Below are 24,809 nucleotides of genomic sequence, written 5' to 3' on the forward strand. Positions count from 1 at the left end.
GATGACCCAGACCCAGATCCCCAGCAAGGCGCAGATCCTCGAATGGGTGTCCGACAATCCGGACGCCAATTCCAAGCGCGACATCGCCAAGGCCTTCGGCATCAAGGGCGCCGCGCGGATCGAGCTGAAGCGCCTGTTGAAGGAGCTGGAGGCCGAGGGCCATCTGGAGCGCCGCCGCCGCCATTACCTGGACGCCGAGACGCTGCCGCCGGTGACGGTCCTGGAACTGCTGGCGCCGGACGGGTCGGGCGATCTGTTCGCGCGACCGCTGGAATGGTCGGGGACCGGGCCGATGCCGCGGATCCTGTACGCGCCGCTGAAGGCCGATCCGGCCCTGGGCCGCGGCGACCGGTTCCTGGGCCGGCTGATGCCGGTTCTGGGCGAGGATTATCAGTACCGCGCCCGCCTGATCCGCCGCATCACGGCCAGCGCGAACCGCATCACCGGCATCTTCCGCAAGGACAGCGAGGGCGGCCGTATCCTGCCCATCGACAAGGGCCAGGACAAGGAATGGCGCGTTCGTGCCGACGCCACCCTGGATGCCGAGAACGGCGAACTGGTGCAGGGCGAACAGATCGGCCCGCGTGGCCGCATGGGCCTGCCGCAGGCGCGCATCATCGAACGTCTGGGCGATCCGTCGGCGCCCCGCGCGGTCAGCCTGATCGCGATCCACCAGCACGGCATCCCCGACGAATTCCCGCAGAAGGCGCTGGACGAGGCCGAGGCCGCCAAGCCCGCGCCGCTGAAGGGGCGGGACGACCTGCGCCATCTGCCGCTGGTCACCATCGACCCGTCGGACGCGCGCGACCACGACGATGCGGTCGCGGCCTTTGTCGAGGAGGACGGCGGTGCGACGATCTGGGTCGCCATCGCCGACGTGGCCCATTACGTCCGCCCCGGCAGCGCGCTGGACCGCGAGGCCTGGGGGCGCGGCAACTCGACCTATTTCCCCGACCGCGTGGTGCCGATGCTGCCAGAGGCGCTGTCGGCGGACCTGTGTTCGCTGCACGAGGGCGTCGACCGACCCGTCATCGCTGTCGAGATGCGGCTGGACGCGCAGGGCAACAAGACCGGCCACCGGTTCCACCGTGCCATGATGAATAGCCGCGCCAGCCTTGCCTATGAGCAGGCGCAGGCGGGCGCGGACGGGGTGCCCGACGCGCAGACCGCGCCGCTGATGGATGACGTGATCCGCCCGCTGTGGCATGCCTATGGCCTGCTGAAGGGTGCGCGCGAGCGCCGGCAGCCGCTGGAACTGGACCTGCCGGAACGCCGGATCGAGCTGTCGCCCGAGGGACGCGTCACGGCCGTGGCGTTCCGCGAACGCCTGGACGCGCACAAGCTGATCGAGGAGTTCATGGTCCTGGCCAACGTGGCCGCGTCCGAGGAGCTGACCCGTCGCAAGCGCCCCCTGCTGTTCCGCGTCCACGAGGAGCCGAGCCTGGCCAAGATGGATGCGCTGCGCGAGGTGGCCCAGGCCTCGGGGTTCACGCTGGCCAAGGGGCAGGTGCTGCACACCAGCCACCTGAACCGCCTGCTGTCCCAGGCCGAGGGCAGCGATTTCGACGAGCTGATCAACATCAGCACGCTGCGGTCGATGACCCAGGCCTATTACCACCCCGAGAATTTCGGCCATTTCGGCCTGTCGCTGAAAAGCTATGCGCATTTCACCTCGCCCATCCGGCGGTACGCCGACCTGGTGGTGCATCGGGCGCTGATCAGCGCGCATGGCTGGGGCAAGGACGGGCTGACCGAGGATCAGGTCGAACGCCTGCCCGAGACCGCGACCCACATCAGCGAGACCGAGCGGCGATCCATGGCTGCCGAACGCGACACGACCGACCGCTATCTGGCGGCGTTCCTGGCGGAACGCGTGGGCACCGAGATGAGCGGCCGCGTCAGCGGCATCCAGAAGTTCGGCGCCTTCGTCAAGCTGGACGAGACGGGGGCCGACGGGCTGCTGCCCATCCGCGCCATCGGGCAGGAGTATTTCCATTTCGACCCCGACCGCCAGATGCTGATCGGCAGCGACACTGGCCTGGAGATCGGCATCGGACAGCGGGTGACAGTGCGCCTGGCCGAGGCACTGCCCCTGACCGGGGGGCTGCTGCTGGACCTGCTGGAGCTGGAGGGCGCGACCCTGCCGCGCGGTCCGTCCAAGGGACGACGCGGCGGTGGACCGGGTCGCATGGCCGTCAAGTCGCGGCTGGCCGAGATCAAGCGCGCCACCAAGCGGCGGCGCAAGCGCTGATCAGCTTTCGCGGAACGCGCGATTGAAGTAGTCGGCCAGCGGCTTCATCAGGTAGGCCATCGGGCTGCGGTCGCCGGTCTGGATATAGACCTCGACCGGCATGCCGGGCACCAACGCCAGCCCGCCCAGCTTGTCCAGCTGGTCGGGCGGGATCGAGACCTCGGCCCGGTAATAGGGGGTCCGCGTCGCCTCATCCAGCAGGGCATCGGCGGAGATGCGGTCCAGCCGCCCGTCGATTTCCGGCGTGGTGCGCGACGAGAATGCGGAAAAGCGCAGGACGACCGGCTGGCCCAGCTGGATCTCGTCGATGTTGATCGTCGCCACGCGCGCGCCGATCACCAGCGGGCGGTCCTGCGGGATGATGTAGAGCAGCGGGTCGGCGGGCCGGATCACCGACCGCGGCGTGGTGACCTGCATGTTGTAGACGACGCCCGACACGGGGGCGCGGATCTCCAGCCGGTCCAGCTGTTCGGTCAGGCTGCGGCGGCGTTCGGCCAGCTCCAGCTCGCGATAGCCCAGATCGCCCAGTTCCGTCTCGGCCATCTCGCGGCGTTCGGCGGCCAGGCGCAGGCTCTGGATCTGCAGTTCGGTCTGGCGGATCGCGGCCGAGGCGCGGCTGGCCTGCAGCGACCCCAGTTCGCCGTCGATGCGCGCGGCCTCGCGTTCCAGGGCCAGCACGCGGCTGGCTTGGGCCAGCCCCCGGTCCAGCAGGCTCTGCTGGTCGGTCAGCTCGCGCCCGATCAGGTCGCGCTGCGTGCCCAGGGCGGCGAACTGGGCGTCGATGCCGTCGACCTCGGAATCGATCTGGTCGGATTGCTTGGCCAGCTGATCCAGCGACTGGCGCAGCGTGTCCAGCCGCGTGCGGAACAGGCTGGTCTGTCCCGCGATCAGATCCTGCAGCGCCGGCGACGCGGTCGCGGCCTGCACCAGTTCGTCGGGAAAGGTGATCGTGTCGGCATCGGCGCGTTCGGCCTCCAGCCGGCCGCGGCGGGCCAGGATCTCGAAATACTGGCCCTCGACAATAGTGTGCTCGGTGCGCAGCAGAGTGCCGTCCAGCGTCAGCAGCAGATCGCCCGCGGCGACGGTGCTGCCCTCGGATGTGGCGATGTCCTGGACCACGCCGCCATCGGGATGCTGGACGATCTGACGCTGCTGTTCGACCTCGACCTGGCCGCCCGCCACGACCGCACCCGAGATGCGCGTGGACATCGCCCAGACCGTGAAGCCGCCCACCAGCACCAGCACCGCCACCACGCCCGCGATGATCGGGCCGCGCACCGGCCAGCGCCGGTCGCCCGAGGCCGCGCGTGTCCGACCGCGGCTCATGCGACGCCCCCGCCCTGGCCCGAGGTCTGGGCCTGACGGATCTGGGCCGAATTCTGCACCATCTGTTCCAGCACCTTGTCACGCGGGCCGAAGGCGCGGCGGACGCCGCCCTCCAGCACCAGCAGGTTTTCGCATTCGTTGATCGCGGCGGGACGGTGGGCCATGATGATGACCGCGCCGCCCTGCGACTTCAGCCGCCGGATCGCGGCATTCAGCGCCTCGGACCCCAGGTTGTCCAGGTTCGAGTTCGGCTCGTCCAAAACCAGCAGCACGGGGTCGGGATAGAGCGCGCGGGCCAGGCCGATGCGCTGAATCTGGCCGCCCGACAGACGGCCCGCCGTCTGGCTGATGCGCGTGTCGTATCCCTGCGGCAGGTCCAGGATCATCTGGTGCGCGGCSGCCGCCTGTGCGGCGCGCACCACCTGGTCGGGGTCGGGGCGGTCGGACAGGCGGGCGATGTTTTCGGCRATCGTGCCGTCGAACAGCGTCACCTGCTGGGGCAGATAGCCGATCAGGCCGCCCAGCACGTCGGGGTGGTACTGGTCCAGCGTCGCGCCGCCCAGACGGATGCTGCCGCCGCCCACGCGCCACGCGCCGATCAGCGCCCGCGCCAGCGTCGACTTGCCCGCGCCCGACGGGCCGATGACCCCTAGGGCCGTGCCAGGCGCCACGCCGAAGCTGACGCCGCGCAGGGTGGCCTGCCCCTCTCCCGGCGGGGCGACCGAGAGGTTGCGCACCTCCAGCCGGGCTTCTGGGCGGGGAAGGGGGGTGCGGACCGGATCGGGCGGCTGGCGCGACAACAGGCCTGCCAGGCGGCCCCAACCGTCCTGCGCGGCCTGAACCGACGGCCAACCGCCGACCAGCTGGTCCACCGGGGCCAGCGCGCGGCCCATCACGATGGAACTGGCGATCATCGCGCCGGGCGTCAGTTCCTGGCGCAGCACCAGCCAGGCCCCCGCCGCCAGCATCGCGCTTTGCAGGAACAGCCGGAAGGTCCGCGAAAAGACGCTGAACCCCGCCGACAGGTCCCCGGCGCGAACCGCATTGTCCTGTGATTCAGACCGGGCCAGGCGCCAGCGGGCGAAGGTCGCGCCGCGCATGCCCAGGGCGCCGATCACCTCGCCCTCGTCGCGATAGAGGTCCGCCATGCGCTGCGCCTGCGCGCCGGCCTGGGCCGAACCCTGCAGCGGCGCGCGGGTCAGGACGCGGTTCAGGATCGTCGTGCCGACCAGGATCCCGCCGCCGACGGTCGCGACGATGCCCAGGACCGGGTGGAACATGAAGACCGCCGCCAGGAACAGCGGTGCCCAGGGCAGGTCGAAGAAAGCCAGCATGACCGGCGACCCGATCAGCCGCTGGACGGAATCCAGGTCGCGCATTCCGCCCGCCGTAGCGGCCGATTCGTCGCCGCGCAATGCGCCCTCGCGCAGGGCGGCGTCGAAGACGCGACCCTCCATCCGGTCCTGGAACCGGGCGGCGATCCGCTGCATCACGCGGTTGCGGATGATGTCGATGGCACCCATCAGCACGAAGAGGAAGATCACCAGCACGAACAGCGCGGTCAGCGTCTCGACGCTGCGCGAGGCCAGCACGCGGTCATAGACCTGCAGCATGAACAGCGGCCCGGTCAGCATCAGCAGGTTCACGACCGCCGAGAAGACCCCCACCGACAGGAACAGCGGCCACCCCGTGGCGCGCGCCTGGCGCAGTTCCCGGGCCCCGTCCGTCAGGTTCGCAGCCTTGGCCATACGTCTTGCCCCGAAAATGCCGCGCCGATGGCGGGGCTTGCCTCGTTACCGCGGCGACCATATCACCACGCAGGCCTACGCCGGCCTGCCGCGACCCTCGCATCAAAAGGTTAAGGATTCCTTTTTAAGAAAATTTCTTATTCCATAGACAGTCTACAGCCCCACTAAATTCACTTTCTTGAACATTATTACTATTATATATTCGCAACTTTTTTGGTGTCGCTGCCTTTTGCATTGTTCCGATAATGTCTTTTAAATTGGAATTATTATATGCATGAGCAAATTTTTTGGAAATTTTTTTGAAATTCTTTCTTGAAAAGTATCGGGTAAATGACCCATGGAGAGAATTTTAATTATTTAGGAATTGATCCTGCATAAAAAAACCCTTTGTTAAAGGAAATGAACAGAGGGTTAAAATGGCGCAGATCAGACATAGCCACTTTGGTGGAAACGTAGTTCTCACTCGCGATAGTCTCACTGATGGCGACGCCTACCATGAAACGCTTGAGGAGATCGATTTTTCGAATATTCGATATCCAGGTGGGGGCGTCACGGAGGCTCAAACATGGGAAAATGGTGGCCTTCACCGTATGTTTGGGAAACCAATGGATCCGAAGGACGAGAAATATACGTTAACTATTCGAGAAATGCTTGATTTCGCTGAAAAAAACGGAAAATCGGTATCGATTGTAACGCCGACATTTCAATTTTACGATAAAGTTGAAGGACACTTCGATACACGAGGATTCAGTGCATATCTTGCAGAGCTATCTAAGGCAATTTCCGAATACCCGAGCGTTAAGATAACTAATTTTGAAATCGGTAATGAATATTGGGGTAGTAAAGAATGGGGATCTTTACAGCCTGACGAGTATGGAAGAATAGCAAACGCAGAGATTTCCGCAATAAATGGAATGATAAATGAGGTATGGGGGGACCGTCCTGCAGATGATCGCCCAGGAATAGGAATACAAGCTGGCGTTCAATGGAAGGCGGAGCAAAATGCCGACGGAACCTGGACCGCAGTAGGTCCCCGCCATTCACAAGAAATTATCAACGAGATAACGACTGAAAACCGCGCATTAGTAAGTGCAATATTTCAGCACAGTTATCCAGACGCTAACGATCTAACTGCCAAGATCAATTGGGCCATAAATCCAATGCGAGTTTTTCAGGAAGCCACCGGCTTTTCAGATGACATTCAACTTATTATATCAGAATTTAATATCGGTGAAAACACAGCTGTTGGAACGCAACAGGCTGCAGCATGGATCAATGCGTTCTCAAAACTGATCGAGGCGGGTGTCGATGCGATCGATCATTGGGGAATTTCATATGATTGGCTATCGAACAAATTCTACGACACGAAATTTTCACCGTCCGAAAGCGATGGCGGAGCGATAGTAACAATTGCAACCCCGATGGGTCAGCTTTATGATATCGCTGAAAGACATTTAATAGGTAAAAGCTCTGTAAAAAACACCGAAGTTTCCGACTGGGTGGAGCAATCGGGTGATATTCAGACTAACGGATTTTCAGAAAAAAATCAGAAAGTAGTATTCTTCTACAATCAAACAGATGAAGATACATCAATTTATCTAAGCAGCATATCCAGCAACTATCATGTATCCACGTATCACATTATTCCCGCAGATTCGCCTTATAGTACCTGGTACGACGAGTCTATGTCCAAAACTCCCTTACCTGGACAGATAGCTGATGCTCGTGGCGACATGAAAGTCGTTTCAGGACCAGGTGGCACGTTTGACAGCGAGCTAGCGCCCAACGAAATTGTCGTAGTTATAATTTCAGATAGTAAGCGAGATCTTTTTATAGAGGGCGCTCACAACGTCACCGACCCACGAACAGGAATGGTTAATGACGCATTCCAGGGAGCAAACGGAAATGACGTGCTTTACGGCCATGTTGGTAATGACAGAATATTCGGAAGTGGCGGCAAAAACGTTATTGCCGGAGGAAAGGGTAATGATATCCTTCTGGCCGGCGATCACGGCGACTTAATTTTATCAGACGGCGGAATTGATAATGTTAGGGGTGGCCGTGGTAGCGATATGCTTTTATTTTCGTCCGCCAAAGGCCGACTTCAGTCTACTGCTGTCGGCGGAGCAGGAAATGATCTCTTTATAGTAATGCCAGACGCAAATGTAGATATTTTGGACTTTGCGTCTGGCGATCTAATATCGTTTGGAGGTGCATTTAAAAGTAAGGTGCAGCTTCAGAACGCAACTCGGATAGATGGTGCAGATCTGTATATCTCCATGCCCGGCGGAGGAGAAGTGAAGATCGCAGGCGCGTCTAACATAATGTTTGACCTATACCTATATAACATAGACTTTTTACAGCAATCCGAACGTTATTCTTTGTCTAACAGGTATCTCAAAGGTTTCTCAGACTTTCAGATTTCTGAGGCAATAAAAATTACTTATGAGGCTAAGTTTGCCACAAACTTTTATTTTGAAAATTTATCAAGAATTATTGATTCGGTAGGCGGGATTGGTTCAGACCTTGATGAGGACCCAAACGTAGCTCCTTTGGACGAAGGAAAGGTAGTTTATGGGAGTGCATCGGCTGATCAGTTATGGGGCACGGCGCATTCAGATAAAATTTACGGAATGTCTGGAAATGATAAAATTTACGGTGCTGCTGGCGATGATGAGCTAAGTGGAAATCACGGGCATGACATAGTTTTTGGTGGCCTGGGAGACGACGTCATATACGGCGGTACAGGATTTGACCGCCTATATGGTGGAGCAGGAAATGATGAAATTAATGGAGGAAATGGTAACGATTTTATAAATGGAGATGCTGGAAGCGATCGCATCTTAGGCGGATCGGGCCAAGATACGATTTTTGGCGGCATCGACTCAGATATTGTCCACGGTGGTTACGGCTCCGATAGAATCTTTGGTGGATATGGATCCGACCGGCTTAGCGGCAACCAAGGAAACGACTATGTCCACGGAGGATGGGGGAACGACCAGATTTATGGTGGGCTAGGTAGCGATACATTGGCTGGTGCGGCGGGTAACGACAACCTATTCGGGGGCTTTGGTAACGATGTGCTATTTTCTGGGTACGGTGATGATCAATCATATGGGGGCATTGGCAACGACTTAATCCACGGACAACACGGTAATGATCGTCTATACGGGGAGGGTGGCAATGACACTCTCCGCGGAGGTTTGGGCAATGATCGTCTGAGCGGCGGAGCGGGAATCGATCATCTATATGGCGGCCCTGGAAGAGATATCTTTCAGTTTAAGCTCGGCGATAGCAAGCCAGGGGCGTTTGATAAGGTATACGACTTCAGAACCGGTGTCGATATTATTGATCTTTCCACGGTTGACTCAAATATCAACAGACCAAGTTTTCAGTCGCTAAAAATCTGTCAGCGACCAGAAGCAAACGCCCTGTGGTTCTTAAGCGAGGATGGCGGCACATTTGTTTGCGCTGACGTCAACGGTGATCGAAATGCTGATTTCGTTATTTTTCTTCCGGGAGTTACTAACTCCGATAATATAGATCTTATTTTTTAAACCTCGACAGCCCGGCGGATTTGTTAGATGGCATACGCATTGAAAAAATCAATAAATACGATACTGGAACCGCACACCCGTCGCCGGCAGTAGCTGGAATAAGTATCAATAAGGCTCACGATCCGCAGCTTTTTACCCAAGGATACTAGGTGATGGACATTCGCCGGGGACACAGTCCCTTGGGCTGTTTTCTGGCTTGGGCAATTCTTGATCGCGTGAACGGATGTACATGAGAATATGAGTAATCTGTTATTGTTGTGTTGTATTTATGCATCGCCCAGTGAATAGATGAAAAACTACAATTTTTCGGCGAATTTCCGCCACCCGTTAACGAATTTCGAACGGTAAGCAGGTAAAAGCTATGCACCCTACGATTGTTTATGGTTCCGGTTTTGATCTGGTTTCAGACGGGCGTAGCGCCTGTGCAAACCGAAATTATCTTGAAAGACGGAGCAACTATGGCACATACGAAGACGTTAGGTGAACTCTTTAAGTCATTGATTATATTGCGAAATAAGGCTGAGCATGCGTATATTTGCGTGACGGTGTTGGACCGCGGCGAACGCAAACTCGTCAAAAAGCAGATCGACAGTTGTATGCAATCCCTTCACTTTCTTTCCGAACACTTGGATCAGACAGAATGTGGTAAGGTGGCGCCCGGAGAACAGAACGTGCCATCCGCTCCGATATAAATATCGGATCGCCGTGGGGAGTCTGTCCAGGCATGGTGCAAAATCAAATCCCAATTATTGTTATTCATGATGTTGGCAGATCCAGGACCATAGATAGCCTCAATCAGTGCATTGACACTGACGTCCATGTCCAGAAGGCCTGCCAGGACGGAGCCCGGAGGGTGCGCCAGTCAATTACTCTCGGCTAGAGCCGATAGTAGCGACGCATCTAAAAAAGGTTGAGCTCTACGTACTAAGCTGGTGTAGCTGCGTAACTTGTCGATCTCGCATCTACCACGGACGTCAGCGGATCAGACGGAGAGGCTTTTAGCGATCACGCTTGAGTCCTTCTTTATCTTCCAGAATCTTCGATCACTATGATCTTTTTATAAAATCATCGTTAATTCAGTTATCGTTTATAATATTTGCGGCCCTTAGATGTGCCCAAAGCGCAGCATCTTTTTCTAAGTGCTCTCTTATGACTTCCAGATTGCAGATTGCCATATCAACTCGCGTCAAAGCATAGGAAACTGCGTCATCACCGATGTTCAACCGGTGGATGCTTTTGCGACAGGTATCAATAACTGAGTTTGCGTGAGCAAGCTGTACATTAAGTTCGCGAACACTTCTAATCTCAAGATCCATGTTGACTCCTTTACAAAATTTTTACACGCGATTTATTAATAAATCCTTAAGATACTTCAACCAGACTGAAGATCCGATCAAGGTATTCCAACTGGTGCATGCTGGTGAACGGTTCGACTTAGTCGCTGTCTGTCACGAGGGCAGGGGGCTACTTGCGGTCGTCCGGCCAGCCCCAAGGCTTGCGGCCCCATTTGTCGGACGCTCGTGACCGATCCTTCTACAGCCCCTTAAGCATTGAATTCGAACAGCCACTCTTTAAGGGCATAGTGGCGACGGACCACGCCCACTGTGGGGGGCGAGGTAGCTAGATAAACAATTACAGATTTATCTTATTACCATGTGCGATCTTAATGCATTGTTTGCGAAATGCTCGTACTTGATGCTATTTGCTCTCGAAGAGGATAGATCCATGAGTTTCGCGACTGCCTACGAGCACTATTTCGTCAAACTGGTGAACAATACCCGCCTCGAGAACGGCCTTGCACCGCTTAAGATTGCAAAGCCCTTAAATGAGTCTGCCGAACGGCATAGTCAATGGATGCTCTATGCGGACATGTTTTCACATGTGGGCGCAGGTGGATCATCCGCTTCCGATCGCATGGAGAAGGCTGGGTTCCCCATGTACGGGGAAAGGTGGGGCACGAGAGAGAACTTGGCGTATGTCTCAGTTCGTGGCGCTGCGGACCTGACTGACGAAATTAGGCAGCTGCATCAGAACCTTCTCAATAGCCCAAGTCACTATCGGAACGTCGTCGACCCCGATATGGAGTTTATTGGGATCGGTTTAGAGATGGGCAATTTCCAAGGCCATGCGGTTCTGATGGTCACTCAGAACTTTGGACGGACGACAGGACAGCCGGTATTGGATACCGGTGTCTTTGGAAGAGGTATTGTTCCGGCGATCGACACAAGTGCAGAAAGCCGCGGCGAATGGCGTGACGATAGCTTCGACGGTGTCGTCAAAACCTCCTCGCCAGACGGCCTTGCGGTGCAAGGAACCGCTCGTTCAGACGACTTTCAGCTTGGTGGTCGTGCCGATCTCGCTCGAGGGCTGGCAGGTGACGACTGGATTCATGGCAGAGGTGGGAACGACACCCTTGACGGTGGGCAAGGCGATGATCGTCTCATTGGCGGTTATGGCTTCGATGTGCTGCTTGGTGGGCTAGGGAATGACGTCCTCGATGGCAACCAGGGCAATGACCGACTTGAGGGTCACGGCGGAAATGACCTTCTATGGGGTCGAGACGGCGACGATACCTTAAACGGCGGATTTGGTTTCGATACCCTCATTGGGGGAAATGGAAATGACGTTCTGTGGGGTGGGGGTGGCAACGACAAATTGGTAGGCGGCATTGGCTCCGATACAATCCAAGGCGGCGCCGGAAATGACACGTTGATTGGATCACAGGGTAACGACGTGCTCACTGGTGGGGCTGGTGCCGACACGTTCGTGTTCGACACAGGCGGCGGCTCCGATAACATCACAGACTATCAGGTTGGGATCGACCGGCTCATGATAGATGATGCTATCCTTCGCCAGTCTGTTCCAAGGTTCTACGACATCATCACGGAAACTCCGACGAAGGCGGTTTTGGATTTCGGAAACGGAAACGTCATCACGCTTATTGGTAAAGGCATAACCGCGGAAGCGATTGCGGAAGATATCCTACTCTTCTAAGCGTGCCATGAGGCTTATCCGCGTGATCAGCTATCAGTCTAACTGACTAACTAAGGTTAGCCTTTGATGATCAGCTATTCCTATTGCTGGTCGCCCGAGGCATGAAACTTGCCTCCGCGAGAGGTAGGACGCTTTGATCACCAATCTTTTGTACCGTAGCGAAACGACCCTTCAGCCGAAGGACCCGAAGCTCAAGGCCATCTTGGCCCAAGCACGTCATCGCAACGGCAACATGGACATCACGGGATATCTGCACTGGGAGGATGGGATCTTTCATCAGTGGATAGAAGGCCCGGAAGCAGAGCTGCAGATTGTTGAGCGCCATATCTACGGCAGCAAATCCCATCACGGGCTTACAGTTCTGGGTAGGAATGTTGTCCCGATGCGGCAGTTTCCAGGTTGGGACATGGCCCTCGGTTTGTCGGAAGAGAACATGCTCTTCAACTTCATTGCGACACATGAAGCTGGAACTGCCGATCACCAAGAGTATGCAAAGGCTGTGCTTGCCTTCATGCACGCGCAGTCAGGCACACAGGTCCGCTGAGCTAAACGGAGCCGTCATTGATCCGATGACGGCAAGCAGTCGTTCCTCTCGAACATCCTGATGGCAAAGCTCACCTTCGCATCGAGCATCGTCTTGATCGCCTGGTGCCTCGCAAGTTCGGATTGAAATTTGCGGAGATCATGCACGGACAAACTGGTCTCCTGACCTGCGCCTAGGAAATCATTTATCAGATGGTCAACAGCGTTCTTCATTCAGCCTACCAGCGTCACCACTGCGCAAGTTCTCCTTTTGTGCTTTTTCTGGCTATGGGACAAAACAACGCACAGGATGTCGGATGTCGAATCATTCCGGCAGCCCGGCCCGGACGATTCTGCTGCCGAAATGAAGCGACAGCGTGTCCCGCGGTGAGTAATCGGCCATCGCGTCCCACGCGGCTAGCATGGCGCTCAGGTGGCCTGCAGCCAAAGAATACCGATCACCCTGCCACTCATCGCACCAAGTGACTTAGAGGGCCCGGTTCTCCGGAAAGATAGGCTCGTGGATTCGATGGCGGGGCATGGGTGTCTCCTTCCGGTCGATTGGAACGAAAAAGAACAATTCGAAAGTTTCTAGTGGTTCGTCGATTTTCGAAACCGACCTTACTTGTGATCGGGGTGCATGGCGCGAATGGCCTGGTCGACCTTCCGGTCAACCACCCGTTCCAGAAATCCTTCCCGCATTTGTATCGGATCAATACAGGCAGGCTTGGATGGTGCGATGATCTTGGCAGTGATCACGATACGCGGCGTTTGAACTTTTCGTCGTTGGATATGAGTGACCACCATCGCCCCTCCGCAGGACATACTAATGAATGGTGTCAACCAAGATCCCGCGGCCTTGGTTTCACAAGCACTCGCACGCTGCACCGACTGCAGGTAGTCAGACTACAGAAAGCCTGCCACGGCGATGACGGCTAGACCGTATCCGCCATGATATCGATCGGCGTACGGTTAACCCTTCGTTAAGAGATGCTGGAGTACGCTGTCAAAAAACGGCGGAGCTGCCAGTGGACTATCGCGTGAAGACGAGCAAAGATCTCGCTATCAATCTGGCCCATGCCAAGGCCGTCATCACTGCCTGCAGGGTCGCCATCCCCCGGATCGCAGTAAGCGATGAGGATGAGGCCTTCATCCGGTTGCGCATCATGAGAATGATCAGCGAACTCGAAACCATCGACAAGTTCGTGAGCAAGACGGCGGTGACGGTAAAGCAGAGGCGCGCAAATGCAAAAAGCCAGGCAGATCGGGACCGAGCTTCTGCTCGCGCTCACATGGGCATGCACGCTGATGCTGATCATACTGCCGGCGGTGCTGTTCCTGCTGAAAGTACTGAGCTTGGTGACGGCACTGCCGTTTGCAAGCTGGCCTGAGGCTCTCGACCTTCAAAACCGGTTTGGCTGGACCGGAGACCTCATTTTTCCATGAGATGAAGCGTTGCGCGATGGTGATGGCATACCAGCCGGCTCACCACGCGCAGAGGCATCAATAAGGTTGCTTAACTGAGACTCCCGGAACTTCGTTCAGTGCTGTGGTCAGGGCATCGGCCTCCTCGACTGCCTCAACGGCCTGCTTCTTGTTCCAGACCGCCCGCGTCTTGCCAAGCAGTCGCTCGATGCCGGCCCACAGCAGGCCCGCCACGGTGATCACGGCATAGACCGTCTCCGCCGTCACATCGATCGGCACGGGGAACGGCAGGCCAAGCATCAGCGCGGCCGCGGCAACGACGGCCACACAGGCAACGATGAAGGAGCGGTTGGTGAAGGCTAGCGACCAGCGCTTGTCCGAACCGGCAAGACGGTTCGCTTGCTCGATCAGCGCCGACAGGTCGCGAAAGGGCTTGAAGATCATCAGCGGGTTCATGGTCATTTCACTCCGAAGAAGGCCAGCGCGGCGGCAGCCAGCGTAGCCAGGATGTAGATCGCGCCCTTGGCAGGGCCGGTGGCAACGGGGATGGCTGGGGAGGGCAGGGGCCTCGCCGGGATGCTGGCGATGACGGGCGGCCGGGCGTTGGCCGCGGCCCACCAGCTGCGCACGTCGAAGCCGGGGCACTGGGTGGCGCCCAAATCACGGTGGCCGACGACCTGGGCACCGGGAAGCTTCGCCAGCAGCTCGCCGTTGCGCTTGTACTGGATCCAGGTTGCCCAGCCCTGGACGACGATCACGACACCGGCGAGGCCGCCGCCCACCTCCCGGACGAGGGTCATCAGCTCATTCATGGTATCACCCCGGCCGTGTGACGGCAGGTGGTGTCATCAGCCATCGCGGCCTCCGTGGAATGGGGTGGGGTTCACGCCCGGCGACCGGGCGCAAAGAAGCCCGCGCGCAGCGGGTTAGGGATAATGAACAAATCAGTGCAGACAGCTGGATAAACCGTGCTAATGTCAAAAATGCACCATCTGCAAATCCGAACGCCAGGCGTGTCCGATAGTCGGGGTTATCCCTCACTCAGCCTATATTAGGCGGGTGTATCGGCGTCTTGCGGAGGCCCCCGGAAACCCCTTCCGGGGGCCGTTCTTTCGCCGGTAACCATGTGCCAATTTAGACAGGCGCGCGGGACCGAAAATGGCGCTACCTTCGCCTTCAGTCGGGCAGTGGTTCTGGGAGGGGTGGCTGCCTGACCGACCAAACATATTAAAGCAAAATATACGGAACGGTTCTGCATTGCAGCAAGTTGTGCAGACGTATTCGTAACCAGTGCCCGGATTACCCAGCAGGGTCTCGCCAGAAGGCGAGGCCCTTTTTCTATGCCTCACGGCATCGAGGGTAGAAGGAAGCCGTGAACGGTCATGCTGCTTGGCTCAGCGTAGTTGGCAGCGGACCACCCTGCTCACGAGCGATACCGCTCGATCGTTGCCATAACATACGCGTCGATGGTCGTATCCCAGATGAAGCCGTTGGCCATGTCGGCGGGACGGATCGTCTCGAACATCACGCCGTCGACCTAAAACAGGCAGCGGTCAGAATGTAGTTCGACGGTCAGACGCTGTTTGACACAACGGACGAAGGGTAGGATTGCTGGCCTGCCCCTATCGGGTGGTCCGGTTTCAGTCTTAGTGCATTACGGGTCTTGGCGCTACAGCTGGGGTGGCCGGCGAAGCGGCTCCGGATGGCGAAGCCGGCCACCGGATGGCCTCGGGAGCTGGCGGGCGATACCCCAGTGATGAGTGCGGGCGCTTGGTGTTGTAATGGCGGCGCCAGCTCTCGATGATAATCTTCGCCTCAGCGAGGCTGTAGAAGATCTCCCCGTTCAGCAGCTCGTCGCGGAGCTTGGAATTAAAGCTCTCACAGTAACCGTTCTCCCAGGGGGACCCCGGCTCGATGTAGGCGGTCTTCGCGCCAACGGCGACGATCCATTCCCGCACCGCCTTGGCGATGAACTCCGGGCCATTGTCGGACCGTATATGATCCGGCACACCGCGCAGGATGAAGAGATCGGACAAGACGTCGATGACGTCGGTCGATCGGAGCCTCCGGTCGACCCGGATTGCCAGGCACTCCCGGCTGAACTCGTCGATGAGATTGAGCATGCGGAACTTCCTTCCATCGTGGGTCCGGGCTTCGACGAAGTCGTAGGACCAGACATGGTTCGAACGCTCTGGCCGCAGACGGATGCATGACCCGTCGTTCAGCCAGAGCCGACCCTTCTTTGGTTGCTTTTGTGGCACCTTCAGCCCCTCCCGCCGCCGTCGGACGCATGCGTCCGACCCCTCGACCCGTTTCACGTTCACCGCCCAACCGGCCTCGCGCAGAAGGGCGTCGCCGGTGGTCGCTTGGACCAGTGGCGCAACCACCGGCAACTCCGGCGGTATCCGTAGCGCCCATATTGCGAGGCGAGCGCGATGATGTCGGCCGTCAGTACGTTTTCATCGGCCCGTCCGCTCGGCACTTTCCGCTGTGTCGAGCGATGCTGCCCGAGCACGCGACAGGCGAGCCGTTCCGAGATCCGGAACTTCTGCCTGACATGCTCGATGCAAGCACGGCGGCGGGCGGGGCTCAGAAGTTTCCCGATGCGTTCGGCCCATGGGCCTCACCCCGAAGGATGAGCTTCTCGAGCGTCAGGTCAGAGACGGCCTTCCGGAGCCGCTCATTCTCCTTCTCCAGCTCCTTCAATCGCTTCACTTGGTCGGTTTTCAGCCCACCGAACTCCTTGCGCCACCGATAGTAGGTGAACTGCGTCACGCTGATCGACCGCACGGCTTCGGCCACCGACTGGCCTTGCGACACCAACACGTCGACCTGCCGGAGCTTGGCGACGATCTCCTCCGGCTTGTGCTTTTTCTGGGGCATTCCTGCATCCTCCAAATGGCTCAAAAGCCATACCTTAGGGAGGACCACTTTTCAGGGGGCAGACCATGGCGCAGCCAAGCCGGCTCATCATTTTGTATATTCCTTGATAGTCAAATCCAGTTTTTCAAACCACACCGGCTCGATCTGACCTAGCAAAAGGCTGGCGCGAGAGGCATTCGCCCCTCCCCTCACCTGTGCCTCAATCGCTTTGATTGTAGCCTGCAATACGGGCGGACCAATGCGATACGAATACTTTCCTGGTCCACTTGGCTCCGCAACCTGCGGAACGTAGCGGGGGATAAAATTGATGGGCGGGATGCTCCGGTAAGCCGTGCGGAAAACATCACGCACATCTACGCCGTTATCTTCAAGTACCTTTAGTGCTTCGGCGTGGCGACCAAGGACGCGCAGCCGTAATGACAAGTTTATATACCCATCCGGTCTGCGGCGCGGGGGCAGGCTGAGTTCAACAAGCTCATTCTTCTCGACCCTTGGCATTGCACTATTGCTAGGTCGATCCCTCTTCTCATTTTTGGAGATAGATTTCTTACGAGCAAGACTTGTTGCAGGTCGAGGATCACCAGCACTTTCCGAGACGGGTTCTTGGAGTTTTCCAGATTCTTCGCCAGTCGTCATGCTCTCTACCGGAGCATCGCTTGTTGATACAGGTTTTTGAACCTGCTCCGACTGCCTGCGTTTTTTCTCGAACGCGTCAATAGAGTCTACCTTGAGGGTCGTGAAATCAGAACGGTCTCTGACGGGTTTGACAACCTCATCGAAGCCCGTAGCGTCCGGTCGGGTAACTTTGATTCTTTCACGAGCCATTGGTCACACTCATTTTTCGTTCTTCAAAAATGCAATTGCCAAGCAGAATAGCCAGTGCCATAGCCGCTTCAAAGTGCCGAAGCTTCATTTTTGACGATGCGTCAGTTCGGTCTTTATGCTCCTTTATGATCATGCCAAGCGCTCCACGCTCTTCTATTTCTTGGTATATTGGCTTTTCAGGGATCATAATATCAAGCGGCTTTAGTTGCTCGATTATCTCATAGTGTCTTTCAAGTTCCCTTACACCGACGCCGTCTGGTTTGGGTGTGCCTTTTACATGGGTTAATAGTTTTGGATTGACCCGAGACATGACAACATGCAGCGGGGGTATTCTGCTTAGATCTTCGGCTCTGGCTTTCAGATCCTTATGCCAGTTGATCGTTTCAAGCGTTCTGTCACGGTCAGCTTTTGCGTTGAGGCATGGAATGATCAGTGCGTCTGCAACACTGGCAAGATCGACACCAAAATCCACACCCTCGCCCTTTGTGTCGATGATGATGAATTTCACCTTATCATCGTATTCGTCGATCAAATCGAACAGGTCCCTGTCTGGAGAGACAGTTCGGACAATCAAGTTATCTTCGGCAAGGTCGTTGGTCTTGCTAACTGCCCACCATGTCAGGATGTCCTTGTTCGGATCGAGGTCGATCACCAGACACTTATGGCCGGCATGGGTCACTGCGGATGAAAGCAGTTTGACGATGGTGGATTTTCCGGCTCCGCCYTTCTTRCTCATGAGTCCAAGCACAATTGCCATCTGATCATCCCCTTCAATCGGCCTGATCCCATGGCAGGACGGCCCCTCGTTGACCTCGTTCTGTTGCCTGCGCCGACATTCTGTCAAYAGGTAAGGTAATAGGTAATGCAKTGGGTAAGGTGTTRGGTAACGTAAWAGATAAAGTGTCCGGTGSGGTRGKTKGTAACGTGTTYGGTAAGGTGGTTGGTAGAGYGTTGAKTCAGGTGGCAGGTARGGYMYCTTGCGCCKAATTRTGAMKAATTGCCCGTGATCTGCATGAGCGGACGCCCTGGGTAAGACCGYAKYCKGTTTWGTYCCTRTAATGRCCGCTGAGCGCCCTGTTYGGKCTSSACCCTTACCKMYCTASCYARAATKGCGAGATGGCCCCCTGTCGGCCYYSTGWSGGCCTCTKCGGCCRTTCTTCGGGTGCATGCTTCGCGGCACCCTCAGTCCAGGCGAATTGAACGCGACCCTCGCCTAAAAGCCGAATTCCTTGACGGCCTTCGACTTTTAGGCGAGGGTCGCGTGGTTGATTGGTAAGAAATGCAACCGTAATTTTTTACAATTTGGACATGGCCGGAAGAACGAAGAAGATCACGCCTGCCGACGAGAGAAAGATCGTCGCATCCGTCCGTGCTGGCGTGCCCGTGGCCGTGCTGGCAAAGACCTATGGCGTGACACGRCCGACCATTTACCGCGCCGTTCGCAGCTTCCACGACAAGGCCAARGTKKYSGRWAMMRGCACYGCRCCTGTCTCATTCACGGTGGATCGGGACAGGCTTCTGGCCTTCGATGCGTTCACGGGACGGCTTGGTTTGAAGAGCCGGGCAGACGCCCTGCGGCGCGTGTGTTCCGTGCCTTCCGGTTTTCTGGAGCCTGATCCTGACCTGGCCGGTGCCCTGCGCGACGTGGCGCGGGAGCTTTCGGCCATCGGTCGGAACGTGAACCAGCTGGTCGCCACCAAGAACTACGAGGTCCGGCGGGGCGAAAAGCTGAAGCTGACCAAGCCGCAGCAGCAGGTTCTCAGCGATCTTCTGGGTCACATCGACGGTGTGTCCGCCCAGGTCCGCGAGATGGAAGGCAAGCGCGCCTCGGAGACGGTCCGCCGCTTCGTGGCCGGAATGAAGGGGTCGGAACATGGGACGGACTAATGCCGTTGCCGGTGTCTCCACCAGGCTCTTCGAGGACGGTTGGGACAGGATCAAGGGTGGCCGTCAGCTGTCGGGTGCCCGGCACATGGCGCGCGCGGCGCAGGGGGCATCACCCGCGGTCTTCAAGATGATCCGCACGGGCGGTTGTGCCTCCAGGGGGCAGCTGTCGGCGCAGTTCAGCTACCTGTTCAGCAAGAGCGTGGACGTGCATGATTCACGCGGTCTTCTGGACGGTGAGAAGCGTCTGACGCCGGAGCAGATCAAGCGTGCCGTATCGCGCTGGACCGACGACTGGCGGGGCCAGATGAACGCGGCCCGGACAACCCACGTGATCATGTCGTTTCCGCGCGGGGCCAAGCCCGCGCATGTCAGTCTGATCGCCGGCGAGATCTGCAAGGAGAAGCTTGGCGGGCGGTTCGACTACATGGTGGCCGTCCATACCGACAGCCCGAACAAGAACCCGCACGCCCATATCATCGTCAACCGGCGAGGCAGGGAGCCGGGGGATTACTTCACCCTCCGTCAGGGCACGGAATACACCTACCAGGCCTTCAAGGAGGCGATGGTGGATCATGCCGCCCGCTATGGCATCCAGCTTGAGGCCACGACGCGCTTGCAGCGCGGGCATATCAACTACCCCCCCACGGATGGCGAGTGGCGGCGGGCAAAGGAAAAGGCTGTGACGACAGGCACTGCCTTCGAGGCCCCTTCGGGCAAGCCTCGGACCGGTGACGCGCTGAGCCGTGCCACCGAGGAGGTCCGCGATTGGTCCCTGCGCTATCGCGACCTTGCGAGCTACGCCTCGCAAGCGAATTTGCAGGATTTGGCTACCGCATTTGAGAAGGCATCAGCCGTCCTGTCCCAGGGCGGCGTCATTGTATCCAAGGGAGAACCCTACATGTCCGTCCAGGATGATTTTGACAAAGCCGCAGAGGGGCTGCGGCGCGCGGTTGATGACGCGGAGGTGCGGATTGCCGACGCGGCACCGAACCAGCGCCCCGCCATGGAACGCAAGCTGTCCGAGGCGCTGTCCTCGGTCGAGCATATGCAACCGCTTGGCACCCGGTCGCGCGACCTGAGCGAGGCGGCCAGCGCGGAGGGCATCTATTCGGCGCAGAACGTCCAGGAGGTGAACACGCGTTTCGCGCTGGAAGGCCGCGACAAGCTGAGTGCAGCCCTGGACGGGACCGGCATTGATCCGGTCGAGGTGGAGGCCCGGATGCGGGTTGCGGCCAATTCCGCGGCTCTGGAAACCCGGTGGGTCCAGCAGGATTTGCAGGCTGTCGCTGATCTGCGCGGGCTTGATCTGCGCGATGAGGCGCAGCTGGAGCAGGCTATCGCGGTTGTTGATACGGCCTATGACCGGGTGGCGGCTGACTATGGCGTCGATGACGCCATCTATCAGCGCGCGGCCGCACAGCGTGGGGCGGTGATCGAGACGTCCGAGCCGGGCCATGATGCCGCCGCCCAGATCGAACGTGTCCGCGAGGCCGATGCGCAGGAGCGGGCGCCCGTCACGTCCATCGGGTCGCGCGATGGTGCAGGCACCGATCACACTGAGCTGGCCCGCTACGCCAACCCCGTCGGTGCCGAAGATGAACGCAAGCTGCGCGAGGCCATCGAGCGGTTGCTGACCCGTGAGGAACTGGCGGCGTTGAAGAACGGCGATGCGGCGGTTCTGCGCGGTGTCGGGGATCGGGAGGACCAGTTGACCCTGGCGCGGGATTATCTGCGCGCCAGCAACGATCCGACCGCGCAGCAGGGCATCGACCGCGTAAGCGACGCGCTGACCGCCGAGCGTGACCGCGTTCGCCAGGAACGCGGCCATGAAGGAGGCGGCCATGAATAAGTGTTGACTTAGCGTCAGAACTAAGACGGGTTTACCCTGCACCTAAATTATTTCCAATCAGAAATCAGCAGCTTGACGTCTTTTCCAATTCATCACGTAGCCCTTAGATTTGAGCCACGTCCCTGTGCGTGACGCGGGGCGCCCTCTACGGCAATAAAAAGCAGCCAATCTGTAAGGCTGCTGCATCGGAAACAGATGTGAGCCTGCCCCGAGATTGGCTCAGCCCCGGCCTTACCTGTCCTAATAGCCCACTCAGAGCGGGCAAAAACAGGCTGCCGCCATGCACAATTTTTCGGGTCCGCAGCCGCTTCCAAATGCAGGACTGTGTATGGGAAAGGAACTACTATAAGTAAAACAAATTTCGGTGTAAGGCAAGACCCACGGATAATCATCACAGATCCTGACGCTCCAGACAATGCTAAGGGACATAGCTGGCGATATAAAATGAACCACGCTTTACAGGAGGGGAAAGATCTATAGTTCTTAGCATTTTTTCTCCTATAAAATACGTCTATCAAGCCATAGCTCGTCAACTATGCTAAACAGAATTTACTGGTAATATAAACTAGTTCTAAACAATGGAAAGTACTATGCCTCTAGTTTTAGTTCGCACCCCTACCTATCGCCGCCCTTCTCAGCTAAAACGAGCCCTTAATTGCTTGCAAGCGCAAACACACCAAGATTGGGTTTGTGAGGTTCGTGATGATTGCCCAGATAAATCTGCTCAAAAAGTAATAGAAGAGATAAACGATCCTCGCATTAAATATATTTCTAACCGACCTCAACAATACTTAATTGCTAACTTGGATGCATGCTTCCGGCTTGAGAATCAATATTCAGCAGATTATTTTTTTATGCTTGAGGATGATAATCAGATTAAAGAGAATTTCATTGACAGGGGCATACAAATCATTGAACAAAATGGCGTTTCTATATGTCAGATAAATCAAGTTATAGATTATGTTACAGAAAATCGATTGAGCAGTTTTGGTATACTTAACGGGACATTTGATGAGCGTGTGTATCAGCCAGAGGAATTCCACCTTTCACTTTTTGGTGGAATTGGAATTTCAAACGGGGGAGCATTCTGGTCAAAAAATATTCGGCAAGAATTATCATTTAAAACAGATACCATTCCTGCGCTTGATGAGTATATTAGAACATGTATGGTAGTGGAGCCGATTTATATATGCCGCGAGAAACTTGCTGTCTGGACGCAAAATGAAGAAGAAACCACGCGTAATTTGGGCTTTGGAAGAGGTTGGTTGCGTCGTGAGCTTGATCTAAAAGCGTCTATCCGACATATCCGCCGAACCATATGGAAAAAAACACCTCAGCATCTGCAGAAAGATTTTCTTGAGGGAGGCGTTCTACGTATACCTATGAAAAATAGAGCGCTTGCCTTACATAAAGCTGATATTAACTTAATAAATAATCAGCCTGAATCTAATAATAAAATAAAACGAATGGCAGTTAAGTATTTAGGTCGTGTGCATCCCTCTGTAACACGAATTTAAAACATATAATTTAATTCAACCTAGGGCAATGCCCCTCCCTTTGGGTGTTATATGGCGCGCCCAGCAGGGGAATGGGATCAACCGGGGTTATGGGGTTAAACAGGATCAGAGCCCTGCGGCATCTCGCAGGGCAAAGTTTATCCGGATCTGCTAGCCCGTCCCGCTTTCCTTAAACCGGGTCACCTTGGCTATCGTTGCGCATGCGATCATCACATCTTCTGGCGGGTCGGCGACGACATCGTCAAAGACGGTTATCTCGAACCCTGCCGATTGCAGCGATACCTTGGCGAGATCCAGAAGGCCGGACTGATGCAGGAAGCGGTCAGTAACGATCAGCAGCTTGCGCTGCTCAAACCACTCCGACAGCAATGTCCCAAGGCGCTGCGCACCGCCCCATTCTACCAGCATTCCAGCTACCGTGTCGTAACTGAATGGTCCAAGCTCTGAATTCATTGCTGCGCGCCCTCCTGAACTGAGTCTTTCACACTCGACGTTCTTAGTTCCGCCTTAGGATACCTCTACCGCACAGCGTGCGTCTCCAGACATGCAAAGAATTGACCGCTGCAGGATCTACTCGTCTTTCCGCTCTCGACCCCCCGCCCGGCGCACGACATCATCCAGGCCCGACATCGCGGCATCAAAATCCGCCATGATCCGGTCCAGTTGGCCCTCGTCGCGCCCTCCCTTTATCCGCTCCAAGGCACCGATCTGTTTCAAGCGTTCGCGCGGCCCCTTGCGGCTGACGAATACATCACCCCGAACCGCCCCCGCCCCTCCCGCATGTCCCATCCGCGCGGCAAGGGACGGCAGCGCCCAGAACCGGGAGGTGCTTCGGGCGGTGAGATTGCTGAGGCAGCCACCATCGACGAGCTCGCCGATCAGGGTCAGGGCCGTCCGGCGCGTCACCCCCAGATGATCCATGACCATCGCCGAGCTCACGACCGGCTGCGCCTTCAGATAGGCGATCAAGTCGCCAAGGCGCGACCGCCCGTGTGCAGACGACGCCATGGCCGAGAGACGCGCCAGCTCATGGCGCAGGGTCCCCAGATGACCGAGGTCATGAGAGAGGCTCCGCGTGGCGGCCTCCAGGAACGTGGCCAGCCCGGTCATCGGCGACCAGACCCGAAAGCCGGTGCGGGTCAGCGACACGGATGGCGGCACGATCCACACGGCAGCCGCCGGCATCAGCAGGCCCCCTGCCCTCTCGTCCAGCTCATCGCGGCTAGCCCTTTTATCAGGAGACAGCCCCTGCAGATGACGCGCGGCACCCTCCACGGCCATGAAGATCAGCCGCTCGGCCACCGGGCTGCTCCGTCGGGAGCGGAAGGCATAGCTGGCCGCCGCACGCCATCCCGCCAGGATCGGAACGTGGGACCAGGTGCGACTGGCCTCCACGACCAAGGGCAGCTCCGCATCCTCCAAGCGATCGCCCTCATCGCGTGTCTGCCCGATGGGTGCCGCAGCCGCCTCGATCCGGCGCAGCGCCGCTATCGGCGCGCCAAACGGGTCTCCGGGCCGGCGGATGACGACCAGAAGCTTCAGGGCCATCTCGACCGCCCGGGCATCCTCTTCCACCGCCGTGCCGCTGGTCAGACGAAGCACCATCCCCTGCGTGGAGATGCGCTCGCCTTCGAGGCCGACCGAGGCGGCAGCCTCCAGAAGGCTCGTCTCCATCCGCCACAGTGCAGCCAGGGCGGGGTCGGCCAGGAGGATGCCCTCAACCCTCGCGGCGTGGGTCTCGGCACTCAGAAGAAGCGATCCGACATCCATCTGATAGCCCATGATTATGCCGCCAACAGTTTAGCATATTGCCAGCATTCTGCAGTTGCCTAGTACTTTCAGATATTGGCCGAAGTCACCACCATTCCGCCACTCAGGCAGAGGAGATCCCGAGGCCTTGGAATACGGCCCTGAGAGCGCACGAAGCCGCCCATTTCCGTCCCCTGATGGATGCAGAGGATCTAGACTTCCGTACGGCAGACGCAGATATCGGCGTTGCATCTGTTTGCAAACGGTCATTTAATG

17 protein-coding genes and 2 pseudogenes are annotated in these 24,809 nt (G+C 57.5%); 8 read left to right on the forward strand and 11 right to left on the reverse strand.

Annotation, left to right across the window (positions count from 1 at the left end; all coding sequences use genetic code 11):
* Position 1: 1 nt before the first annotated feature.
* Positions 2–2,251 (forward strand): ribonuclease R, encoded by a 2,250-nt coding sequence (gene rnr, locus SY26_RS12915; protein ID WP_046000803.1) that lies wholly within the window; start codon positions 2–4, stop codon positions 2,249–2,251.
* Here rnr and SY26_RS12920 read toward each other — a convergent pair whose 3' ends face one another.
* Together SY26_RS12920 and SY26_RS12925 are read right to left on the reverse strand one after the other, a co-directional pair.
* A complete protein-coding gene (locus SY26_RS12920; RefSeq protein ID WP_045999928.1) occupies positions 2,252–3,577 on the reverse strand; it encodes an HlyD family type I secretion periplasmic adaptor subunit in 1,326 nt (441 codons plus the stop codon).
* A complete protein-coding gene (locus SY26_RS12925; RefSeq protein WP_045999929.1) occupies positions 3,574–5,325 on the reverse strand; it encodes a type I secretion system permease/ATPase in 1,752 nt (583 codons plus the stop codon). The genes SY26_RS12920 and SY26_RS12925 overlap by 4 nt, the downstream gene beginning before the upstream one ends.
* A 416-nt stretch (positions 5,326–5,741) precedes the next feature.
* Here SY26_RS12925 and SY26_RS21165 point away from each other — a divergent pair, with 416 nt between their 5' ends.
* Positions 5,742–8,882, forward strand: a complete 3,141-nt coding sequence (locus tag SY26_RS21165) for a calcium-binding protein (RefSeq protein ID WP_157020487.1) — start codon at positions 5,742–5,744, stop codon at positions 8,880–8,882.
* Positions 8,883–9,958: 1,076 nt separating this feature from the next.
* Here the strand turns inward: SY26_RS21165 and SY26_RS21170 are convergent.
* Positions 9,959–10,198: a hypothetical protein gene (locus SY26_RS21170; RefSeq protein ID WP_157001628.1), complete on the reverse strand. Its 240-nt coding sequence runs from the start codon at positions 10,196–10,198 to the stop codon at positions 9,959–9,961.
* 409 nt (positions 10,199–10,607) lie between these two features.
* Between SY26_RS21170 and SY26_RS19970 the strand changes: the two genes are divergently transcribed.
* Both SY26_RS19970 and SY26_RS12940 read left to right on the forward strand, forming a co-directional pair.
* Complete coding sequence (locus SY26_RS19970; protein ID WP_052715268.1) at positions 10,608–11,876, forward strand: CAP domain-containing protein; 1,269 nt, start codon at positions 10,608–10,610, stop codon at positions 11,874–11,876.
* Positions 11,877–12,009: 133 nt separating this feature from the next.
* A complete protein-coding gene (locus SY26_RS12940; protein WP_046000804.1) occupies positions 12,010–12,420 on the forward strand; it encodes a BLUF domain-containing protein in 411 nt (136 codons plus the stop codon).
* Between the two features lie 599 nt (positions 12,421–13,019).
* On the opposite strand, the gene SY26_RS21175 is transcribed toward SY26_RS12940, so the two are convergent.
* Positions 13,020–13,241: a hypothetical protein gene (locus SY26_RS21175; protein WP_157020488.1), complete on the reverse strand. Its 222-nt coding sequence runs from the start codon at positions 13,239–13,241 to the stop codon at positions 13,020–13,022.
* Between the two features lie 185 nt (positions 13,242–13,426).
* On the opposite strand from SY26_RS21175, the gene SY26_RS21180 reads away from it, so the two are divergent.
* On the forward strand, positions 13,427–13,789 hold the full coding sequence (locus tag SY26_RS21180) for a hypothetical protein (RefSeq protein WP_157020489.1): 363 nt from the start codon (positions 13,427–13,429) through the stop codon (positions 13,787–13,789).
* Between the two features lie 112 nt (positions 13,790–13,901).
* Here the strand turns inward: SY26_RS21180 and SY26_RS12955 are convergent, their stop codons facing one another.
* The 5 genes and pseudogenes from SY26_RS12955 to SY26_RS12975 all read right to left on the reverse strand — a co-directional run bounded on the left by SY26_RS12955 (position 13,902) and on the right by SY26_RS12975 (position 18,288).
* Complete coding sequence (locus SY26_RS12955) at positions 13,902–14,279, reverse strand: hypothetical protein (protein WP_046000807.1); 378 nt, start codon at positions 14,277–14,279, stop codon at positions 13,902–13,904.
* 2 nt (positions 14,280–14,281) lie between these two features.
* Positions 14,282–14,635, reverse strand: coding sequence for a hypothetical protein (locus SY26_RS21620; RefSeq protein ID WP_046000808.1), 354 nt, complete (start codon positions 14,633–14,635; stop codon positions 14,282–14,284).
* An 834-nt stretch (positions 14,636–15,469) separates the two neighbouring features.
* Positions 15,470–16,706 (reverse strand): annotated as a pseudogene (locus SY26_RS12965) (IS3 family transposase).
* A gap of 87 nt (positions 16,707–16,793) precedes the next feature.
* Entirely contained in the window at positions 16,794–17,531 is a 738-nt protein-coding gene (locus SY26_RS21190) for a hypothetical protein (RefSeq protein WP_157020490.1), read from the reverse strand.
* Positions 17,521–18,288 (reverse strand): ParA family protein, encoded by a 768-nt coding sequence (locus tag SY26_RS12975; protein ID WP_084693831.1) that lies wholly within the window; start codon positions 18,286–18,288, stop codon positions 17,521–17,523. Before SY26_RS12975 ends, SY26_RS21190 begins: the two co-directional genes overlap by 11 nt.
* A 551-nt stretch (positions 18,289–18,839) precedes the next feature.
* Here SY26_RS12975 and SY26_RS21625 point away from each other — a divergent pair.
* The 3 genes and pseudogenes from SY26_RS21625 to SY26_RS20565 all read left to right on the forward strand — a co-directional run bounded on the left by SY26_RS21625 (position 18,840) and on the right by SY26_RS20565 (position 22,784).
* Positions 18,840–19,418: pseudogene (locus SY26_RS21625) on the forward strand (helix-turn-helix domain-containing protein).
* Positions 19,405–21,267 (forward strand): relaxase/mobilization nuclease domain-containing protein, encoded by a 1,863-nt coding sequence (locus SY26_RS12985; RefSeq protein ID WP_084693832.1) that lies wholly within the window; start codon positions 19,405–19,407, stop codon positions 21,265–21,267. The pseudogene SY26_RS21625 and the gene SY26_RS12985 overlap by 14 nt, the downstream one beginning before the upstream one ends.
* Before the next feature lie 578 nt (positions 21,268–21,845).
* On the forward strand, positions 21,846–22,784 hold the full coding sequence (locus SY26_RS20565) for a glycosyltransferase (protein ID WP_084693833.1): 939 nt from the start codon (positions 21,846–21,848) through the stop codon (positions 22,782–22,784).
* A gap of 150 nt (positions 22,785–22,934) precedes the next feature.
* Here the strand turns inward: SY26_RS20565 and SY26_RS12990 are convergent, their stop codons facing one another.
* The gene (locus tag SY26_RS12990; protein ID WP_198143157.1) at positions 22,935–23,192 is read right to left on the reverse strand and encodes an iron-containing alcohol dehydrogenase; all 258 of its coding nucleotides are present in this window, start codon (positions 23,190–23,192) and stop codon (positions 22,935–22,937) included.
* A 162-nt stretch (positions 23,193–23,354) separates the two neighbouring features.
* Positions 23,355–24,566 (reverse strand): helix-turn-helix domain-containing protein, encoded by a 1,212-nt coding sequence (locus SY26_RS12995; RefSeq protein WP_046000813.1) that lies wholly within the window; start codon positions 24,564–24,566, stop codon positions 23,355–23,357.
* Between the last annotated feature and the right edge of the window lie 243 nt (positions 24,567–24,809).

This window comes from Paracoccus sp. 228 (assembly GCF_000967825.1).
In the GTDB taxonomy this organism is placed as follows: domain Bacteria; phylum Pseudomonadota; class Alphaproteobacteria; order Rhodobacterales; family Rhodobacteraceae; genus Paracoccus; species Paracoccus marcusii.